This is a genomic window from Anaerovibrio slackiae (genome assembly GCF_009695585.1).
GTDB lineage: Bacteria > Bacillota > Negativicutes > Selenomonadales > Selenomonadaceae > Anaerovibrio > Anaerovibrio slackiae.
In genome coordinates, this window is sequence record NZ_VUNR01000020.1 from 21,799 (window position 1) to 37,689 (window position 15,891).

The following is a 15,891-nucleotide window of genomic DNA, read 5'->3' on the forward strand; positions in this document are numbered from 1 at the left end:
CATGTTCTTTTTAGCACCAGTAGCAGCCCTTGTATCAACAGCGGCAGTTGAAGCTTTTACATTGGGAGCAACTACTGCCGTAGCCGTGAACAGGCTTAAGAAAAAACGTAAGTAATCAGCATATTTTTAAAAGCACAATCCGCCTATAGCTTCCTTCCGGACTCAAGCTAGGCGGATTGTGTATTTTATCGACTATTTTTTGATTTTTAAAAATTGAGGTATTACTGATATGGCTATCAACATCACCATCAACAAAATATGCTTAGTGAAGGAGTGTTGCCACCGCTACGACCTCCCCAGAAGCATTACCTGCCCAGAAGATGCCGCCCAAGTAGCTATGGATATTTTTCATCTCGAACAGGAAGCTCAGGAAGTCCTGATACTGATTTCCCTGAACATCAAAAATATGATTATGGGGGTACAGGAAATCTCAAGAGGCTCAACATCCTACTCTCTCGTTTCCCCAAAGGAAATATTCAAAACTGCCCTTTTGCACAATGCTGAGGGCATCATCATGGTACACAATCACCCCAGCGGCGACAATACCCCCAGCAAGCCTGACATTGAAGTTACTAAAAGAATATCTCAAGCAGGAAATCTTTTAGCAATCCCCCTGCTAGACCACATCATTGTTTCTGATACAGGTTTTCTCAGCATCAAGGAAGCACAACCAATCCCGCAGTTGTTCAGAAGTGATGGTATTTAGGTTTTATTTCAGCATTAAATTTCCGCAAGAAAACAGGCATCTAGCAACTCATTAAGAGTGCTATTTGCCTGTTATTCTAATTGCCTGATGTGATTATCCTAAAATATTATTTTTTTGTTAATTTTTTGCACTTTGTTTTTTTTCTGCGGAATTGACAACAAATTAATAGAGCAAATTAAAAATCATTTTTTGAAAGGACTGATTACATGTTCGAATTACAACCCAAGGAAACAACATCCAACATCACCTTGCGTTTTCCTGATGAGCTTTTAGACAAAATTAGGGAAATATCCCATTCATCTGGTACATCTATCAGCCAAATAGTATTTCAGGCTTGCCAGTATGCCCTCAGCTCCATGCAGAAAAGAGGTGACAATCCATGATTTTAAGGTATCATCTAAAATCCGTAAATGCCAGACAATCCACTGATTTACAGGACTTCGCTAAATCCATCATTTACAGTGTCCACAAGGTATTTCCAACCAGCCATGTAGAAGTTTACCCTGATTACTTTGAAATAGAGGGTGAGCCAGAGGAGCTATCCAAGCTTGCAAATTTACAGAACATGGGACGTGCCATCAGCTTCAATACGGCTGCCCTGCGTGAACATGTAACAACCTATGGCAACTCTAGGCAACTATTTACAAGGTGTTCTAACGGCGGCAGAATGGCATGAGCGAATGGGGTTATATTAAGAAAAGGATAATAAAAATGCCGCTAGGCATTTTTATTATCCTTTTCTATATTATCAGATTAAATATACAACTTAAACTCCAACAGTTCCTCGCACTCGACTAACAAACTGCCTTAAAATCCATTTTACCTTTTCCCTAGATGTAATTAATACACTATCATTTAACTCATACCTATTAAAAGCAAGATTAGCTTTTAAGTCCCTAAGAATATTATCTTCAGGTAATTCCATTAAACTAATAGTATGATATGGATAATTTTCTGGTAAATACATGGTAGGAAAACCTGCATCTGCAATACTGTCATAGTATTCTACTTTTTTCTTGCGGGCTTTATAATCATTAATTAAAAAATCCAAATGAAATATATTTGCTTCACAACAATGTAGCCTAGGTTTATTACCTTGTAAGGCATGATGAACAGGATTTCCTGCATAAAAAGCTTTACCATCATTACGAATAAAACGTGTCTGCCAGTCATAATAGTGCGTTGGAGTAATCAACTGTTTTTCGTTTTGTATATCTATGATGTGGCATCTTGGCAATGCAATGCTTCTATAAGATGAATTTAAATAGTAAAAGCATCTATAAAAGTTTTTTCCTACAAGTTCATCAGCATCTAAAATAAAAATCCAATCACCTGTACAATACTTCATTCCATAATTTTTTTGATTACCAAAATTGCCATCGAACTCATGATATAAAATCTTGTTCGTGTATTTTTTTGCAATATCTAATGTATTGTCATCAGAACCTGAATCCAGCAAAACTATCTCATTAGCATAAGGAAAAATACTCCTCATTGCATAATCTAATGTTTTTCCATTATTTTTAGTAAGTATTAGACAAGACAATCTCATTATTTATCTCCCACATTATAAAGGCTGTCAATTCGTTAAGGTATGGTAATTATAGAATATATTCACCATTATGTCAAATATATTCATCATCTATTATATGCAGTTATGCTTTACAATATTCAAAGGAGGGCTGTGTAATGAGTGTATTTTCAGATTTAATAAAGGAAAAACGATTATCCATGAAACTTAGTTTGCGGTCTGCTGCTAAGATGATAGGTATCAGTTACACATATCTTGACATTCTTGAAAAAGGTGTCGACAAGCGCACTGGCATTACAAATAAGCCTACTCCTGAAACATTGGAAATGATTGCGTCCGCTTATCGCCTTGATTATAATTACCTTCTCAGCCTTTGGGGATATATCAAATCCGTCAATCTGGAACTCCCATCATATTTACAGGAGTTGCTTGAGGAATGTAAGCACTTTTCAGAAGATGATGTTAGTTCACTTATCCAATATGCAAAGTTTATTTCATGGCAACGTAAGGAATGTATCAAACAGCAAACCTAAATTATTCCATGAGAAAACCCGATTAGCCCTGCCCCACGCAAACACTAATCGGGTTTTAGTATGCCGTTAATTCCATTATTGCCACTAATTACCTAACATTCCCCCATGCCACAACTTCATGGCTCAAAGGACTCACTGCCCCCACACTTTAGATATATTCCTCACATTTACGCTAATTTCCCTGCCTATAAACCATCCAAATCCCTCAAAAACTGTCCTGCAAGCCCATACTCCCAGCCGTCAGCCCTCTACACCCGTCCAGCATCCCATGCACGAAGACAAGCCCCCTGCCCCTCTCCATCCCATATCATCAGCACCAGCACTTCCCCAGCTTTCTCCATCCCATTCCCCAACCTCACGAAAAAAGCCCAGCTGGCACAAAACCAACTGGACTTTCTATGTTAAAGACGAAGATTTACCTTTTCGCCCTAATATGTGGTGGAGATGGGGAGAATCGAACTCCCGTCCGAAAGCGTTGTCATACCGACTTCTCCGAGCGCAGTTTATGTTTAAGCTTCAGATATGGGCAGACACAAACAACCGCCGTCCATCCTATCCTGGAAAAATTTCCCATTCAGCCCCCCAGGAGTCAGGCATCAGGTATCCCGCAATTGGCCCCTTATTCCCTCAGGCGGGAGCTAAGTGAACAGGGGTTAGCATCAAGCTGCTAAAGCGTAGTTTTCGTTTGCTTTTATATTTAAATAAAAGTTTCACCTTACTGACGGGGCTAGGTGAACCCCCGGCTCGCTATCCATACTCCAGCCACCCCCGTCGAAACCTTTACATCCCCCTATAAAGGGAAACCTCATTTCGCAGAGATTTCAAGAACATGAAAACTATTGATATAGTATCACTAATTAATCAAAAAGTCAACACAAAAATATCTTTTTTTCAAAATACAAAGGAATGCTCCGACAGTATAACTATATTATTGACAAGCCATAATATAACCAGATTATTGATAAGCCAACAATATAACCAGATTATTGATAAGCCAACAATATAACTAGATTATGGAAAGCCATTTTGCCACATCGCTATATATACCTGCCGATGGTCTCCAGCATAACCTCCACATCTATCGGCTTGGCGATATGGTCATTCATGCCTGCTGCCCAGCACTTGCGCTTGTCCTCCGTAAAGGCATTGGCCGTCATAGCCACAATCGGCACGGTCATGGCATCCGCCTTGTTGGTAGCCCTGATAGCCTTTGTCGTTTCATAACCATTCATAACCGGCATCCTGACATCCATCAGAATCATATCAAAAAAGCCAGCTTCCCTGCCCTGGTAAACATCCAGGCATTCCCTGCCATTATGCGCCACAAGGCACTCCGCTCCGTGATTTTCCAGCAGGAATGTGGCGATTTCAAGATTCACATCATTATCATCCACAACCAAAATCCGCTTGCCATCCAAAACATTCTTGTCATCGCATTCTTTTTTCAGCTTGCTTTCTACCAGCTCCGGTGCCAGCTCCATAGGAGTGTAAACCTTGAAGGTACTGCCTTCCCCCAGCTTGCTTTCCACCTTGATTTCTCCGCCCATGAGCTGCACAATTTCCTTGATAATCGCCATCCCCAGCCCGGTGCCCGGCACCTTTTCCTCGGAGCACTCCCTGGCAAAGGGGGTAAACAGCTTGTTTTTTAGAAAATCCTCACTCATGCCCATCCCTGTATCCTGCACAGTCAGGATAAACATTGCCTTCTCTGTATCGCCTGCAATCGGTTTCTCTGTCACATATATCGTCACCGTGCCGCCTTCCCGGTTATACTTAATAGCGTTGGACAGAATATTGGAAGCAATACGCTGAATGTGCACAGGACTGCCATAAATATATTGATGCTTTGCCTGAAATCCTTTGTAAATCACATCAACATCATATTTCTTGGCAATAGTCTGCATCCCCGGCAACAGGCTTTCCACAATCTTTTTCAAATCCGTATGCTCCCGGAGCAGCTGAATCTTGCCGCTCTCAATCTTGCTCATATCAAGCACATCATTAATCAGCATGTGCAGCTGATGGCTGGCGGACTGGATTTTCTGCAGTGCCTCCCTGACGCGCTCCTTATCATCCAGGCATTCCATGGCAATATTCGCCATGCCGATAATCCCGTTCATCGGCGTGCGCATATCATGGCTCATGCGGCTGAGGAAATCAGACTTTGCCTCACTGGCTCTTTTGGCCTCCGCCAGAGCCTCCAGCAGATGGGAGTTGGCCTCCTCCAGCTCCCTCTTGTGCTCCTTTTCCTTCCATTTTTCCTCATTAATGCTCTGCCAGCCAAACAGCAGGGATACAACATCCGTAAAGGTATCCCGCTCAACCACCATGATATTCAGCCGTATCCAGCCCATATTGGCAGTATAATACTCCAGCTCCATGGTATCCTTGTGCCTGAGCTTAACCTGCAGGTTTTCTATCCGCAAAGTATCACGCAGCACATCCTTATATTCATAGGTTGCACGGTCAATCACGATATTGATGGCATCTTTCACCGTCAGTGCACCGTTCCGCCACATAAACGCATGACCATCCAGCTCCACCACCGGCGTTACCTTGTCCAGCAACAGGTCCAGGCGCCATGTAGCAAAAAACACCTTGCTGATGGCCCGCACCATATTTACTTCCTTTTGCAGGGATTGATTCAACGATTCAGCCCTCGTCAAAGCCTGACGCAAGCCTGCCCCCATATCGTCCACATTAACACCCCTATTCTGCCCGATAATACACCGGTCACACTGCATCATGCATCGTATATGATGCATCATATATCATATACCATGCATGATATATCATATATCATATATTATATATCATGCCTCAAAAACATTCGTATACAGCTTAAATTCCTCTATATCCGCCTCTGTAAGCCTGTAATAATTTTTCTCCCCGGGACCGTGGGGCAGCATCTTATCCTTGAACCTGGCATACATCACATCATACCCCTTGGCGTAATCAGCCAGCTCTATGCCTGCCAGCACCCTGCTTTTGGACTGCCCGGCCTCCCCACGGGAGGGGGCTCCATAGGCATCGTTCCCGGTAGCTGTAGCTGCAGCTATACCTGCACCTATACCTGTATCTTTACCTGCACCGGTACCATCAGCTGATGGCTTGGACTTCCTCGCCGCCAGCGGCTTCTTCCTTGCCACCAGCAATACCCCCTCCGGGCAATCAATCAGGTACAGCCACCCCTTTGCCTTTTCCACCGCCCTGTTGTGCAGCTCCACCCGCACCATTTCCTGCAGCCTGCGCCAGCCCAGATAAATCTGTTCATCTGTCAGCTTCTCCTGCTCATCAGGCAGCTGGCAAAGCTCGTACTTCTGAATAAATTTGCGCATCAGCACCTCATAGCAGTACAGTGTCGCCTTGGCATCAGCCGCCGCCGAATGGGCAGAGCCTTCCTCCCATACATAGCCGCAGAACTCAGCGCACTTAATCAGGCTTGGAACATGATAAAAGTCCATGGCGAGCTCATCACCATAAACACCCCAGAACAGCTCCCGTACATCCAGGCATTTCTCCGGCACCAGCCCGGTCACCCCGGACTGCTCCAGGATACGGATATCGTTGTCCAGCGCAAAGCCCAGCACCATCTGGCTCCTGTCAAAAATCTTCTGGATTTTCCGCAGGCAGTCCTGAAAATGGGGCTTATCCTGCACCATCAGCGGGCTGATGCCGTGAACCCTCTCCGAATGGGGCCAGCGCCTATTTCTTTTTGGCTTGTACAAGCTGTTCAGTATCAGCTCACCTCTGGCGCTGTAAATAGCCAGCTCCAGTATTTCATTAAATTTTCCCGTACTTGTAGACTCAGTGTCCAAGCAGGCGATATGCATCCTATGTCCTTCTCTCTGTTATTCTGTTATTCTGATATTATACCATTACACAACCACACAATTTTGCCATTACACTATTATACTATATTATTCAGCACAACAAAAGAGCTTCCAAAGCACAAATCACATTTCTGTGCCTTGGAAGCAGTAAATTTTAATCTGTAATCATCTCTATGGATTACTCAGCAGGACGCAATGCCAGGCCCCGCTCAGCCAGCTTGTCCACAATCTCATCAAAGGACTTGGAGCCCAGGTTCCTGAGATTCTTCACTTCCTCATCGGTACGCTGTACCAAATCCCCGATAGTGACAATCCCGGCACGCTTCATGCAGTTGGCAGGGCGCACATTCAGCTCAAGATCCTCAATCGGACGCTCAAGAATATCTGCCTTGCCGTTGGTATCGCCACCTGCAACAGTATCGCCGCTCTGGTAAATGACATTGTTGAGCTCAGGGTTCGGCTCCTCAATCTCCGTATCAGCCAACTCCCACATCGGGGACAGGGAATCAATCATCAGGCTGGCAGACTGGTTCAGGGCATCTGCCGGAGTAATGGTGCCATCAGTCTCCACCTCCACGATCAGCCGGTCGTAGTCAGTGGTGTTGCCCACACGGGTATTCTGCACCTTGTACTCCACCCGGCGCAGCGGGGAATACACGCAGTCCATGGCAATCATGCCCTCAGGTGCCAGAATGTTCTTCTCCGCAGGCACATAGCCATAGCCGCTATCAATCAAAAGCTCCAGCTCCAGTGTGTGGCCTGCCTCCACTGTGGCAAGGTACTTATCCTGATCCAGAATATCCAGTTCAGCTTCCTCATCCTCGCAAACGATGTCAGCTACAGTTACCTCGGTATCCTCCTCAGCTGCGGTCACCCGCACAAAAGCCTTTACAGGAGCCTCTACCGGACGGATGCTCAGCTCCCGCAGGCGCAGGACGATCTCCTGCACGCTGTCCTTCACGCCCGCAAGCTGGTCAGTGACACTATCGGCACCCTGAAACTTCACTGCCACTACAGCTGCACCCTTCAGGGAAGACAGCAGTATGCGCTTCAGGCTGCTGCCAATGGTAGTGCCATAGCCGCGGTCCAGCGGCTCACAGGTACAGGTAGCGTGGTTTTTGTTATCCGGGTTATCCTCATATCTCATTTTAGTATCATTAATATCCAGCATATAAAAACTCCTCTCGGATAAAATATCAAATTTCGCGTACTCTATATTCTACAACAAACGGGCAAAATATGCAAGATAAACGAAAAAATAAACAACCAAAAAGGACACCGGCTCCGATGTCACATCCACATGCATATCAGCCCGGCATCCCCCTTGGTGCGCAGCCTAGACAGCAATGCGCAAATTAGCGCACATACTCTCCAAAAGTGCACGCTCATCCCTCGTTGCCACACGCCGCTCACGCTCAAGCCTGTCGTACTCATCGCGCCTCATGCCCATGGCAGCTGCCATCATATCAGGTGTAAAGCCGCACCTGCTTCTGATAGAACTAAGGAAATAACCAATCATGTAATCAGCTCCCTTCTTCGACTCTGAAAACATGCTGTACAGCAAAAAAGCTGCTGCAATGAGTCTCCCCACTGCAACAACTATTTTACCATAAAATATGTCATTCAGGAATAAACCAAAAGTCTTATCAGGGAAATTTTGCAAAAACTATTCCACTTCCAGCAGCAGCCGCAGGATTTTCTTTTCCCTGCTGCTGGCTTCCCTGAGCTGAAATTCCAGCTCTGCATAAGCCTCCAGGGAAATCTGCAAAAAATCCGCCATCATGTGCATGCTGTACCCCTTGTGCTGGCGCAGCCTGCCCAATCCTTCAAGCTTCATCTATATCCTCACCCATTCAACATAAAACTACACCTCTGTGCCCTGCAAAGTCATCCCCGGTTCCCGGTCAAAAACTGCCGGAACACCATCACCATTGCACAGCATACGGTAGTATATTATATTGAAATGATTTTGTAAAGAGTATTTTTCAGCCTGGCAAAATATTTACAGTTTGTACAGATCCCTGATGGTCACCAGCAGGACCGGCTTGGAAGCAGAATACTCCACGCTCCTGTAGATTTCAATCTGGCAGTCCCGGTAGCCCTCAGCCGTCTTGTGCCGGAAATTCATGCGCAGCGGCTCGCCATCGGTATCCCGGAAATGCTGCAGCACACGCCTCTGTTCCACAAACCATTCAAAGGTAGTACGGTCATCAGGATGCACAAACCTCCTGGCAAAAGCCGTAGCATAATCCACAATATTGTGGGCATCACGATAAAGCCCCGGCTGCTCGTCCTTGTCCTTTTTCAGCACATCAAAGCAGCCGCTGCGCAGGTTCACCCTGATAACCTTGCGGAAGATGTTGTGCATCAGCATAAGGGCATCAATACGCTCCGAGGCCTCCTCATTGGCACGCTTCCAGGTGAACAGCACCCAGGGAGAATCCAGGGAAAAAGACTTTGGCTGCTGGCACTCGAAAGTGTACCACTTGTACACGCCATTGCGGCGATAGCGCAAATCATACAAAATCCTGAGCCTCTTGCCCAAGAGCCTTTCCTTGACATAGGACAAGCTGCTGCGACGCAGGTAGCCTGCCACATCATCGGCATGCACGCAGCCTTCGCTTACGCTTTCCTCAATATATTCTGTAATCGTGTCCGGCCGCCTGCCAAAGGACAGCCGGAAGTTGTCATCGTGATGAATGACATGGTATTCCCCCGTAAAGGGATTTACCTCCGCCACCATGCCAAAATACTGTGCCAAGTCCCTCAGATATGCCGCCCCGGACTTGCGGCTGGTGATATTGGAAGCGGCAACGTTATTCTCATCCTCCAGCAGGAACTCATACTCGGCAATGGGCATCGGACGATAGTAATAATACCCCTGGGCAAAGCTGCAGCCAAGGCTCAGAAGCATCTCGCTCTGCTCCAGAGTCTCAACCCCCTCAGCTATCACCGGCAGGTCAATCTGATTTGCCATGGTAATCACGGAGCTGACAATATTCCTGCCCTTCAGGTAGTTATCCTTGTTCATATCCAGAAACCGCATATCCAGCTTCAGCACATCAGCCTGAATATCCTTCAGCATGTTCAGGGAGGAATAGCCGCTGCCGAAGTCATCAATCAAAATCTTGAAGCCCAGCTTCCTGAGCCCTTTTTCCGCCTCCTTGATGAGGGCCTCCTTGGCGGCGTAGGCGCTTTCCGTAATCTCCAGCTCCAGGTACTCCACCGGAATCTTGTACTTATCCAAAAGCTGACCGAATACCTCCACCACATCCATTTCCATAATGTCTATGCGGGAAATATTCACCGAAATCGGCAGGATGCGCCTGCCCTGCTCCATCCAGCGGCAGATTACCTGGCAGGCCTTTTCCCAGATATACCTGTCAAGCTGGATGATGTAGCCGTTCTTTTCCAGGGCAGGTATGAACCTGTCCGGCGGGATGACCTCGCCAGTATCGCTAATCCAGCGCATGAGAGCCTCCGCCCCCACAATCCTGCCATCCCGTATCTGGCATTTCGGCTGCAAATAAAAGGTAAACTGCGCCTTTTCCATGCCGCTGGTAATCTTCGGCATCAGCTCCATTTCCTCTATCAGCTGCCGCGCCATCTGCTCATCAAACCAGTATATCCCCATATTGAGGGAATCCACCGCCTGCCCTATGGCGTTTACAGTGTAGTCAAACAAATCTATAGCCCCGGCTTCCATGCCTTTCTTGAGGACAAAGCCTCCGAAAATAGGCCTAAAGATTTCATTATCCCGCACTGTCTGCATAATAGCGATGATTCCCTGGCGCACCTTCTCCGCCACATCTACCGCTGACGAATAAAAGAAAACAGAAAAAACATCATCACCCATATATCCGGCAACGACGCCCCAATCCCTGCAGCACTGCTGCAAAAAAGCTGCAATCTCAGCCAGCAGCTTGTCCCCCTCTTGCCTGCCGTACCACTTGTTGTAGTAACTAAAATGCTCTATATTCATCGTGAGCATGCAGGCACCCTCGCTGTGCTCTGCCAGCTTTTCATCCACCAGCTGCCAGAAAAATCTCCTGTCCGGCAGCCCCGTCAACAAATCCACATGAATATCCATAGCTTCTCTCCCTGCACCCCTGAACGACATCACTGCCATTTTAGCAGTCTAAAACACAAAAGCAAGTATCCAGGTCTATTGTATCACGTTTTAGCAAATAGTCAAACCATTAACAGCTAGAAAAATTGCCAGCAATACTTTACCTACAAAAACTTTTTCCGGGATATACGTCTCCCCTCTTTACCCCTTCCCCCTAATTATGCTATAATTAGGTGTCGTATTAAATTCAATAATTTTGTGAATATTTATTAATAGGGATAATTGAGATGGACAGAAGTGATGAATTGAAAACCAAAGAATTCGCGGAAGCTACAGTTATGGCCATATTCCGGTCGGCTGTGGCGGCTTTTTATATAGACGTTCAGCATGACTGGTTCAGATGTGTCCGCTGGTCCAGCAAGATTCCCATGGAATTTCCCCAGGACGGGCTTTACAGCACAGCTATAGCTACGTTTATCACAGCAATGATTCCCGACTCTCACCGGGCTGACCTGCAGCTGAAAATATCCTGCGAATATATCCGCAACCATGTGAACAAGGAAACGCCGGAGTTCGGCATCAAGGTGCCTGTAAGGGTAAAAAACAACGAACGCTGGCTTAACTTTTTCGTTACCCTGGTGGACATGGAGTGCGGCATGCCCCATCATGTCGTCCTGTCTGCCCGGGATATTACCAAGGAGCATCTTGCCGAGCAGAAGCGGTATGAGCTGATTTCCCAGCTCCGCAGCGAGACCTCCCAGCATGACAGGGCCATCGAGCAGCAGAACAGGGAGCTTTTCGCCCAGAACCAGGAACTTTCCGCCCTGAACAAGGAGCTTTTGGAAAGCCAGGATGCCCTTTTCCAGCTGGCTGACGATATGCAGGAGTACATGTTCCAGAACAGCATGTACCAGGAAATGCTGAAGATGCAGCAGGCAGGCATCATTGCCTACAAATGCGATACGCTGGAAATCCTCTACATGAACGATACCGCCATGGATCTGTACGAAATCAACTATAACAGCGGCTACAGGGGGCTGACCATTGGGGCGTTGCGCCAGCGGGTAGTCATTACCGATGACACGGAGGATGTGCCGTCCATGCCGATTTTGCAGCATGTTGGCAAAACAGCCGACATTGAGTGCTCCATTACCCATGCAGACGGCTCTGTGCATCACATGGCCGTTTCCTCCAAGAATATCCTGCTGGAAAGCGGCGAAAACATCATCATTGACGTGGTGACAGATGTTACCTCCCGGGTGCTGATGAACCAGCAGCTGGAGACGGCATGCTATATCGCCACCAACGAGAGGGACTCCGCCCAGAGCGTCCTCATGCACTTCTCTGACTACATATACCATGTAGACCTGACTACCGGCATGCTGCTGGACCAGTTCACCTGCCGCAGCGATTTGAAGCCACTGCAGGCTGAGAACATCACTGTCCCATGCAATTACGATGAATTTATCAAAAATGCCATCGACTTTCTGGGGCTGGAGTTCATCAGCTCCAACGGCAAGAGCGGCATGAACTGGACCTGCAAAAATCTCCTGAAAGCTTTTTACTTCGGCATCAGCAACTGCGAGGCAGAGTTCTGGCACAAGTCCACAGATACCTATCACCGCATTACCGGCCTGATTTCCGTGGACCCTCAGAGCTGCCATGTGGTCATGACTGTTATCGGCAACGACATCACCCTGCAAAGAAAGCAGGAATACGAGGAGCAGCGGCTCCTGAAGGAAGCCCAGGCTGCCGCCGAGCAGAGTGCCGCCATGCTGGAGGAAAAGCAGGCAGAGCTGGAGAGCAAGCACAAGGAGCTGGAGACCGCCTACGGCGAGCTGGTGGAGTTCAACAGCATCGTGCAGGGGCTGCAGTCCATCTTTGACAGCTGCTATTACCTTGACCTGACAGCGGACAGGTTCCTGGAGGTAAAGGGCAACAACGTCATGCGCAAGGTGTTCACCAGCGGACGCAGTGCCAGGGAAGCCATGCTTGCCTACATCCGCTCTGATGCATATCCTGACTACTGGCGGAAGCTGTTTGAGTTTTCCGACCTGAACACCCTTGCCCAGCGCGTCAAGGACAAGCCGTACATCACCATTGAATACGAATCCAAGACCATGGGCTGGATCCGGGGCTACCTGGTGCCTGCCCAGTACAACCAGAACAGCGAGCCAACGCATTTTCTCTATGTGTGCGAGATTATTGACGAGGAAAAGCGCATGCAGAACCACCTGCAAAAAATTGCCGAAACTGACGGCCTCACCGGCATTGACAACCGCTCCAGCGGCGAAAGGAAAATCAGTGCCTATGTGCAGAACCGCCATCCCGGTGCCTTCGGCGTGCTGGATTGCGATGATTTCAAGGGCATCAACGACAACTACGGCCATGGTGTGGGGGACAAGGTACTGGTTACCGTGGCCAACAGCCTGAAGGAGGCCTTCGGCTCCCGCAATGTGGTGCTGAGGCTGGGGGGCGATGAGTTTGCCTTCTACCTGCTGAACTGCACCACTACCACCATGCTGACCTCCATGGTTTCCAAGTTCTTTACCATCCTGGACAGCATCTACCTCCCTCAGATGGATGGCAGGAAGATTTCCGTCAGCGTAGGTGCCGTCATCTACAAGGGCAAAAACGGTGCCACCTTTGAGAAGCTGTACGCGGAAGCCGACCAGCATCTCTATAAAAGCAAGAAATTCACTGGCAACCACCTTACCATCTAGCTTTACAGCCTGGTTTGCCAAAATGCGAAATAAAAAATACCGGTATCGGCAGCAGGTACAGCGCCTGCCAGCCTACACCGGTATTTTTTTGCTTATTTATCTGGAACCAATTGTCCAGTACCAATCAATATCAGAATTTCCTGATGTATTCGGCTAGCTTGACAGCCACCTGCAAAGGGCTCAGCTCCCCTGTATCTACAGTGCAGTCCGCCTGGTCATACATGGGCTGCCGCTCATCAATCAATGACTGAATCGCCTTCCTGCGATCTCCCCCCAGCTCTGCCGCCCTGGCATCCAGCACAGGCCTTTTTCCCTGCCGCTCTGTCCTGGCCAGCAGCGTATCCACATCGGCAGTCAGGCAGACAATCTTGCCGTTTGCCTTCAGCATTGCCACGTTCTCAGCATCCTTGACCGTGCCGCCGCCGGTGGAGATAACCGTATTTTTCTGTGCCGCCCAGTAGCGCACCATTTCCTTTTCCCGCTCCCGGAAATACGCCTCACCGTATTTCCGGAACATCTCCGGGATAGTCATGCCGTACTTGTCCTCTATCTCCTTGTCCAAATCCACAAAGCGATAGCCCAGCTGCTGGGCGGCAGCCTTGCCACAGCTGGATTTGCCAGTACCCATAAAGCCAATCAGGACCACGTTCTTCATGCCTGCACCCTGCCCTTATAAGCCTCGATGGCTGCCAGCACGTCGCACATGGCATCGCCGCCGAACTTGTCCAGCATCGCCTCGGCAATCACCATGGCCGCCATGGCCTCGCCTACCACGGAAGCGGCAGACACAGCACACACATCGCTGCGCTCCTTGCATGCCAGCACCGGCTGCCCGGAGGCAATATCCACGGAATGCAGCGGCTTCATCAGGGTAGGAATCGGCTTCATGCATGCCCGCACCACGATTTCCTCACCGTTGCTCATGCCGCCCTCCAGGCCGCCGGCACGGTTGGTTTTCCTGTACACGTTCTGCTCTCCGTCCATGAACATCTCGTCATGAATCCGGCTTCCCGGCAGCTCGCCGCACTGGAAGCCTGCACCGATTTCCACGCCCTTGATGGCCTGAATCGCCATCATAGCCTGGGCCAGCCTGCCATCCAGCCGCTTGTCCCACTGGATATGGCTGCCCAGCCCCAGAGGCACGCCTCGGACAATCACCTCGAAGACTCCCCCCAGGGTGTCCCCCTCCTGCATGGCCTGGCAGATGCGCTCCTTCATGGCTTCCTCCGCTACTGCATCATAGCAGTTCAGCTCCGATGTGCCGCTGCCGATCTGCTCCCGGTCAATCCGTGCCTCATCCACGGCAACGCCGCCAATCTTCACCACATGGCTCACTACCTCCATGCCGCAGGCACGCAGAAACTCCTTGCACAGGCCGCCTACAGCCACGCGGGTAGCCGTCTCCCTGGCACTGGCACGCTCCAGGATGTCCCTGGCATCGTCCCTGTCATACTTCAGCACGCCTGTCAGGTCGGCATGCCCAGGACGTACTGCCGTCACCTTGTCACCGAACTCAGGGCCGAATACGCTCATGCGGTCAGTCCAGTTCTGCCAGTCACGGTTGACAACACGCAAAGTAACCGGGTCTCCCATGGTTTCGCCGAAGCGGATGCCGCTGAGCACATCAGCCTTGTCCGTCTCAATCTTCATGCGTCCGCCGCGGCCATAGCCCTGCTGGCGGCGTGCCAGATCACGATTGATTGCCTCAATATCCACCTGCAGACCTGCCGGAATACCCTCCACAATAGCCGTCAGGCACTGTCCGTGGGACTCACCGGCAGTCAAAAAACGCAAACCTGCCATTCAAACACCTCATCACAAAACTACAATACAATAAATACTACTGCAATAAATATAACACATATACTGCAACAAATACCACAAGCCATGGCTCAGCATATTTCCTTGCCCAGGTTCAGCTGGCTGGCGTGCTTGTTCAAAAGCTCTATCAGCACGCCCCGGTTCTTTGCCATATAATCATGCCGCTTCATCTCCACCATAGGCGCCAGCACCTTGGCCAGAAGCCGCAGAGACTGCTTTATCAGCGCCATGCCGATAATATCCCCTGGAAAACGGTCGTTATCAATCCCGCTTTTCATCCTGGCAATCTGCTCATCCGTGCGCATACGGCCAATCACCTCATCCAAAAAGGCGAGGAACCTTTCCGTCAGCTGGTCCCTGAACTCAGTCCGTTCCTCCTGAGGCACATCCCTGATGGACAGCTCTTCCACGGCACGGTTGAAAAAAATCAGGCTCTTATTCAGCTGAAAGGTTGTAAACGGATAGCCCCCATCCTGGGCATAACGCTTGCAGCGGCTGACTGTCTGCTGAATCGCCACCTCAAGCATATCCTCCAGGGACTGCTCCAGTGCCAGGAGCTCCTTATCAGCCTCCTGCACCTCCTGAGGCCAGCCAGCTACAATAAAATCCCATTCATGCTCCTTATCTAACACCCTCTCCTCGTCAGACATTTACAACTCTCCTTCTATTACTCAT

14 protein-coding genes and 1 other RNA gene are annotated in these 15,891 nt (G+C 48.8%); 4 read left to right on the forward strand and 11 right to left on the reverse strand.

Annotation, left to right across the window (positions count from 1 at the left end):
• Positions 1–229 precede the first annotated feature (229 nt).
• Both FYJ84_RS10020 and FYJ84_RS10025 read left to right on the forward strand, forming a co-directional pair.
• A complete protein-coding gene (locus FYJ84_RS10020) occupies positions 230–706 on the forward strand; it encodes a JAB domain-containing protein (protein ID WP_154407473.1) in 477 nt (158 codons plus the stop codon).
• A 379-nt stretch (positions 707–1,085) separates the two neighbouring features.
• Complete coding sequence (locus FYJ84_RS10025; protein WP_154407474.1) at positions 1,086–1,382, forward strand: hypothetical protein; 297 nt, start codon at positions 1,086–1,088, stop codon at positions 1,380–1,382.
• Positions 1,383–1,472: 90 nt separating this feature from the next.
• Here FYJ84_RS10025 and FYJ84_RS10030 read toward each other — a convergent pair whose 3' ends face one another.
• Positions 1,473–2,258 carry a glycosyltransferase gene (locus tag FYJ84_RS10030; protein ID WP_154407475.1) on the reverse strand — a complete coding sequence of 262 codons (786 nt, stop codon included), beginning with the start codon at positions 2,256–2,258 and terminating at the stop codon, positions 1,473–1,475.
• 137 nt (positions 2,259–2,395) lie between these two features.
• Here FYJ84_RS10030 and FYJ84_RS10035 point away from each other — a divergent pair, with 137 nt between their 5' ends.
• Positions 2,396–2,770 (forward strand): helix-turn-helix domain-containing protein, encoded by a 375-nt coding sequence (locus FYJ84_RS10035; protein WP_154407476.1) that lies wholly within the window; start codon positions 2,396–2,398, stop codon positions 2,768–2,770.
• A 436-nt stretch (positions 2,771–3,206) separates the two neighbouring features.
• Here FYJ84_RS10035 and ssrA read toward each other — a convergent pair.
• The 7 genes from ssrA to FYJ84_RS10070 form a co-directional block, all read right to left on the reverse strand.
• Positions 3,207–3,560: a transfer-messenger RNA gene (ssrA, locus tag FYJ84_RS10040) on the reverse strand.
• 247 nt (positions 3,561–3,807) lie between these two features.
• Positions 3,808–5,460: a hybrid sensor histidine kinase/response regulator gene (locus FYJ84_RS10045; RefSeq protein ID WP_235901422.1), complete on the reverse strand. Its 1,653-nt coding sequence runs from the start codon at positions 5,458–5,460 to the stop codon at positions 3,808–3,810.
• Positions 5,461–5,583: 123 nt separating this feature from the next.
• A complete protein-coding gene (locus FYJ84_RS10050; protein ID WP_154407478.1) occupies positions 5,584–6,603 on the reverse strand; it encodes an exonuclease domain-containing protein in 1,020 nt (339 codons plus the stop codon).
• Positions 6,604–6,781: 178 nt separating this feature from the next.
• Positions 6,782–7,774 carry a DNA-directed RNA polymerase subunit alpha gene (locus FYJ84_RS10055; protein ID WP_154407479.1) on the reverse strand — a complete coding sequence of 331 codons (993 nt, stop codon included), beginning with the start codon at positions 7,772–7,774 and terminating at the stop codon, positions 6,782–6,784.
• A 165-nt stretch (positions 7,775–7,939) separates the two neighbouring features.
• Positions 7,940–8,122, reverse strand: a complete 183-nt coding sequence (locus tag FYJ84_RS10060) for a helix-turn-helix domain-containing protein (protein WP_154407480.1) — start codon at positions 8,120–8,122, stop codon at positions 7,940–7,942.
• A 147-nt stretch (positions 8,123–8,269) separates the two neighbouring features.
• Positions 8,270–8,440, reverse strand: a complete 171-nt coding sequence (locus tag FYJ84_RS10065; protein WP_154407481.1) for a hypothetical protein — start codon at positions 8,438–8,440, stop codon at positions 8,270–8,272.
• A 165-nt stretch (positions 8,441–8,605) separates the two neighbouring features.
• Complete coding sequence (locus tag FYJ84_RS10070; protein WP_205764200.1) at positions 8,606–10,693, reverse strand: putative bifunctional diguanylate cyclase/phosphodiesterase; 2,088 nt, start codon at positions 10,691–10,693, stop codon at positions 8,606–8,608.
• A gap of 266 nt (positions 10,694–10,959) precedes the next feature.
• Here FYJ84_RS10070 and FYJ84_RS10075 point away from each other — a divergent pair, with 266 nt between their 5' ends.
• Positions 10,960–13,395: a GGDEF domain-containing protein gene (locus FYJ84_RS10075; protein ID WP_154407483.1), complete on the forward strand. Its 2,436-nt coding sequence runs from the start codon at positions 10,960–10,962 to the stop codon at positions 13,393–13,395.
• Positions 13,396–13,525: 130 nt separating this feature from the next.
• Here the strand turns inward: FYJ84_RS10075 and FYJ84_RS10080 are convergent, their stop codons facing one another.
• The 3 genes from FYJ84_RS10080 to FYJ84_RS10090 all read right to left on the reverse strand — a co-directional run bounded on the left by FYJ84_RS10080 (position 13,526) and on the right by FYJ84_RS10090 (position 15,866).
• Positions 13,526–14,050 (reverse strand): shikimate kinase, encoded by a 525-nt coding sequence (locus FYJ84_RS10080; protein ID WP_154407484.1) that lies wholly within the window; start codon positions 14,048–14,050, stop codon positions 13,526–13,528.
• Positions 14,047–15,198, reverse strand: coding sequence for a chorismate synthase (aroC, locus tag FYJ84_RS10085; RefSeq protein WP_154407485.1), 1,152 nt, complete (start codon positions 15,196–15,198; stop codon positions 14,047–14,049). Before aroC ends, FYJ84_RS10080 begins: the two co-directional genes overlap by 4 nt.
• An 89-nt stretch (positions 15,199–15,287) precedes the next feature.
• On the reverse strand, positions 15,288–15,866 hold the full coding sequence (locus FYJ84_RS10090; protein WP_154407486.1) for a hypothetical protein: 579 nt from the start codon (positions 15,864–15,866) through the stop codon (positions 15,288–15,290).
• Positions 15,867–15,891 lie beyond the last annotated feature (25 nt).

Bases quoted from the DNA above. Each gene is read 5' to 3' on its own strand.
- FYJ84_RS10060 (WP_154407480.1), bottom strand. From the start codon at position 8,122: ATGATTGGTTATTTCCTTAGTTCTATCAGAAGCAGGTGCGGCTTTACA.
- FYJ84_RS10065 (WP_154407481.1), bottom strand. From the start codon at position 8,440: ATGAAGCTTGAAGGATTGGGCAGGCTGCGCCAGCACAAGGGGTACAGC.
- FYJ84_RS10075 (WP_154407483.1), top strand. From the start codon at position 10,960: ATGGACAGAAGTGATGAATTGAAAACCAAAGAATTCGCGGAAGCTACA.
- FYJ84_RS10070 (WP_205764200.1), bottom strand. From the start codon at position 10,693: ATGGATATTCATGTGGATTTGTTGACGGGGCTGCCGGACAGGAGATTT.
- FYJ84_RS10050 (WP_154407478.1), bottom strand. From the start codon at position 6,603: ATGCATATCGCCTGCTTGGACACTGAGTCTACAAGTACGGGAAAATTT.
- aroC (WP_154407485.1), bottom strand. From the start codon at position 15,198: ATGGCAGGTTTGCGTTTTTTGACTGCCGGTGAGTCCCACGGACAGTGC.
- FYJ84_RS10035 (WP_154407476.1), top strand. From the start codon at position 2,396: ATGAGTGTATTTTCAGATTTAATAAAGGAAAAACGATTATCCATGAAA.
- FYJ84_RS10080 (WP_154407484.1), bottom strand. From the start codon at position 14,050: ATGAAGAACGTGGTCCTGATTGGCTTTATGGGTACTGGCAAATCCAGC.
- FYJ84_RS10090 (WP_154407486.1), bottom strand. From the start codon at position 15,866: ATGTCTGACGAGGAGAGGGTGTTAGATAAGGAGCATGAATGGGATTTT.
- FYJ84_RS10020 (WP_154407473.1), top strand. From the start codon at position 230: ATGGCTATCAACATCACCATCAACAAAATATGCTTAGTGAAGGAGTGT.
- FYJ84_RS10055 (WP_154407479.1), bottom strand. From the start codon at position 7,774: ATGCTGGATATTAATGATACTAAAATGAGATATGAGGATAACCCGGAT.
- FYJ84_RS10045 (WP_235901422.1), bottom strand. From the start codon at position 5,460: ATGGGGGCAGGCTTGCGTCAGGCTTTGACGAGGGCTGAATCGTTGAAT.
- FYJ84_RS10030 (WP_154407475.1), bottom strand. From the start codon at position 2,258: ATGAGATTGTCTTGTCTAATACTTACTAAAAATAATGGAAAAACATTA.
- FYJ84_RS10025 (WP_154407474.1), top strand. From the start codon at position 1,086: ATGATTTTAAGGTATCATCTAAAATCCGTAAATGCCAGACAATCCACT.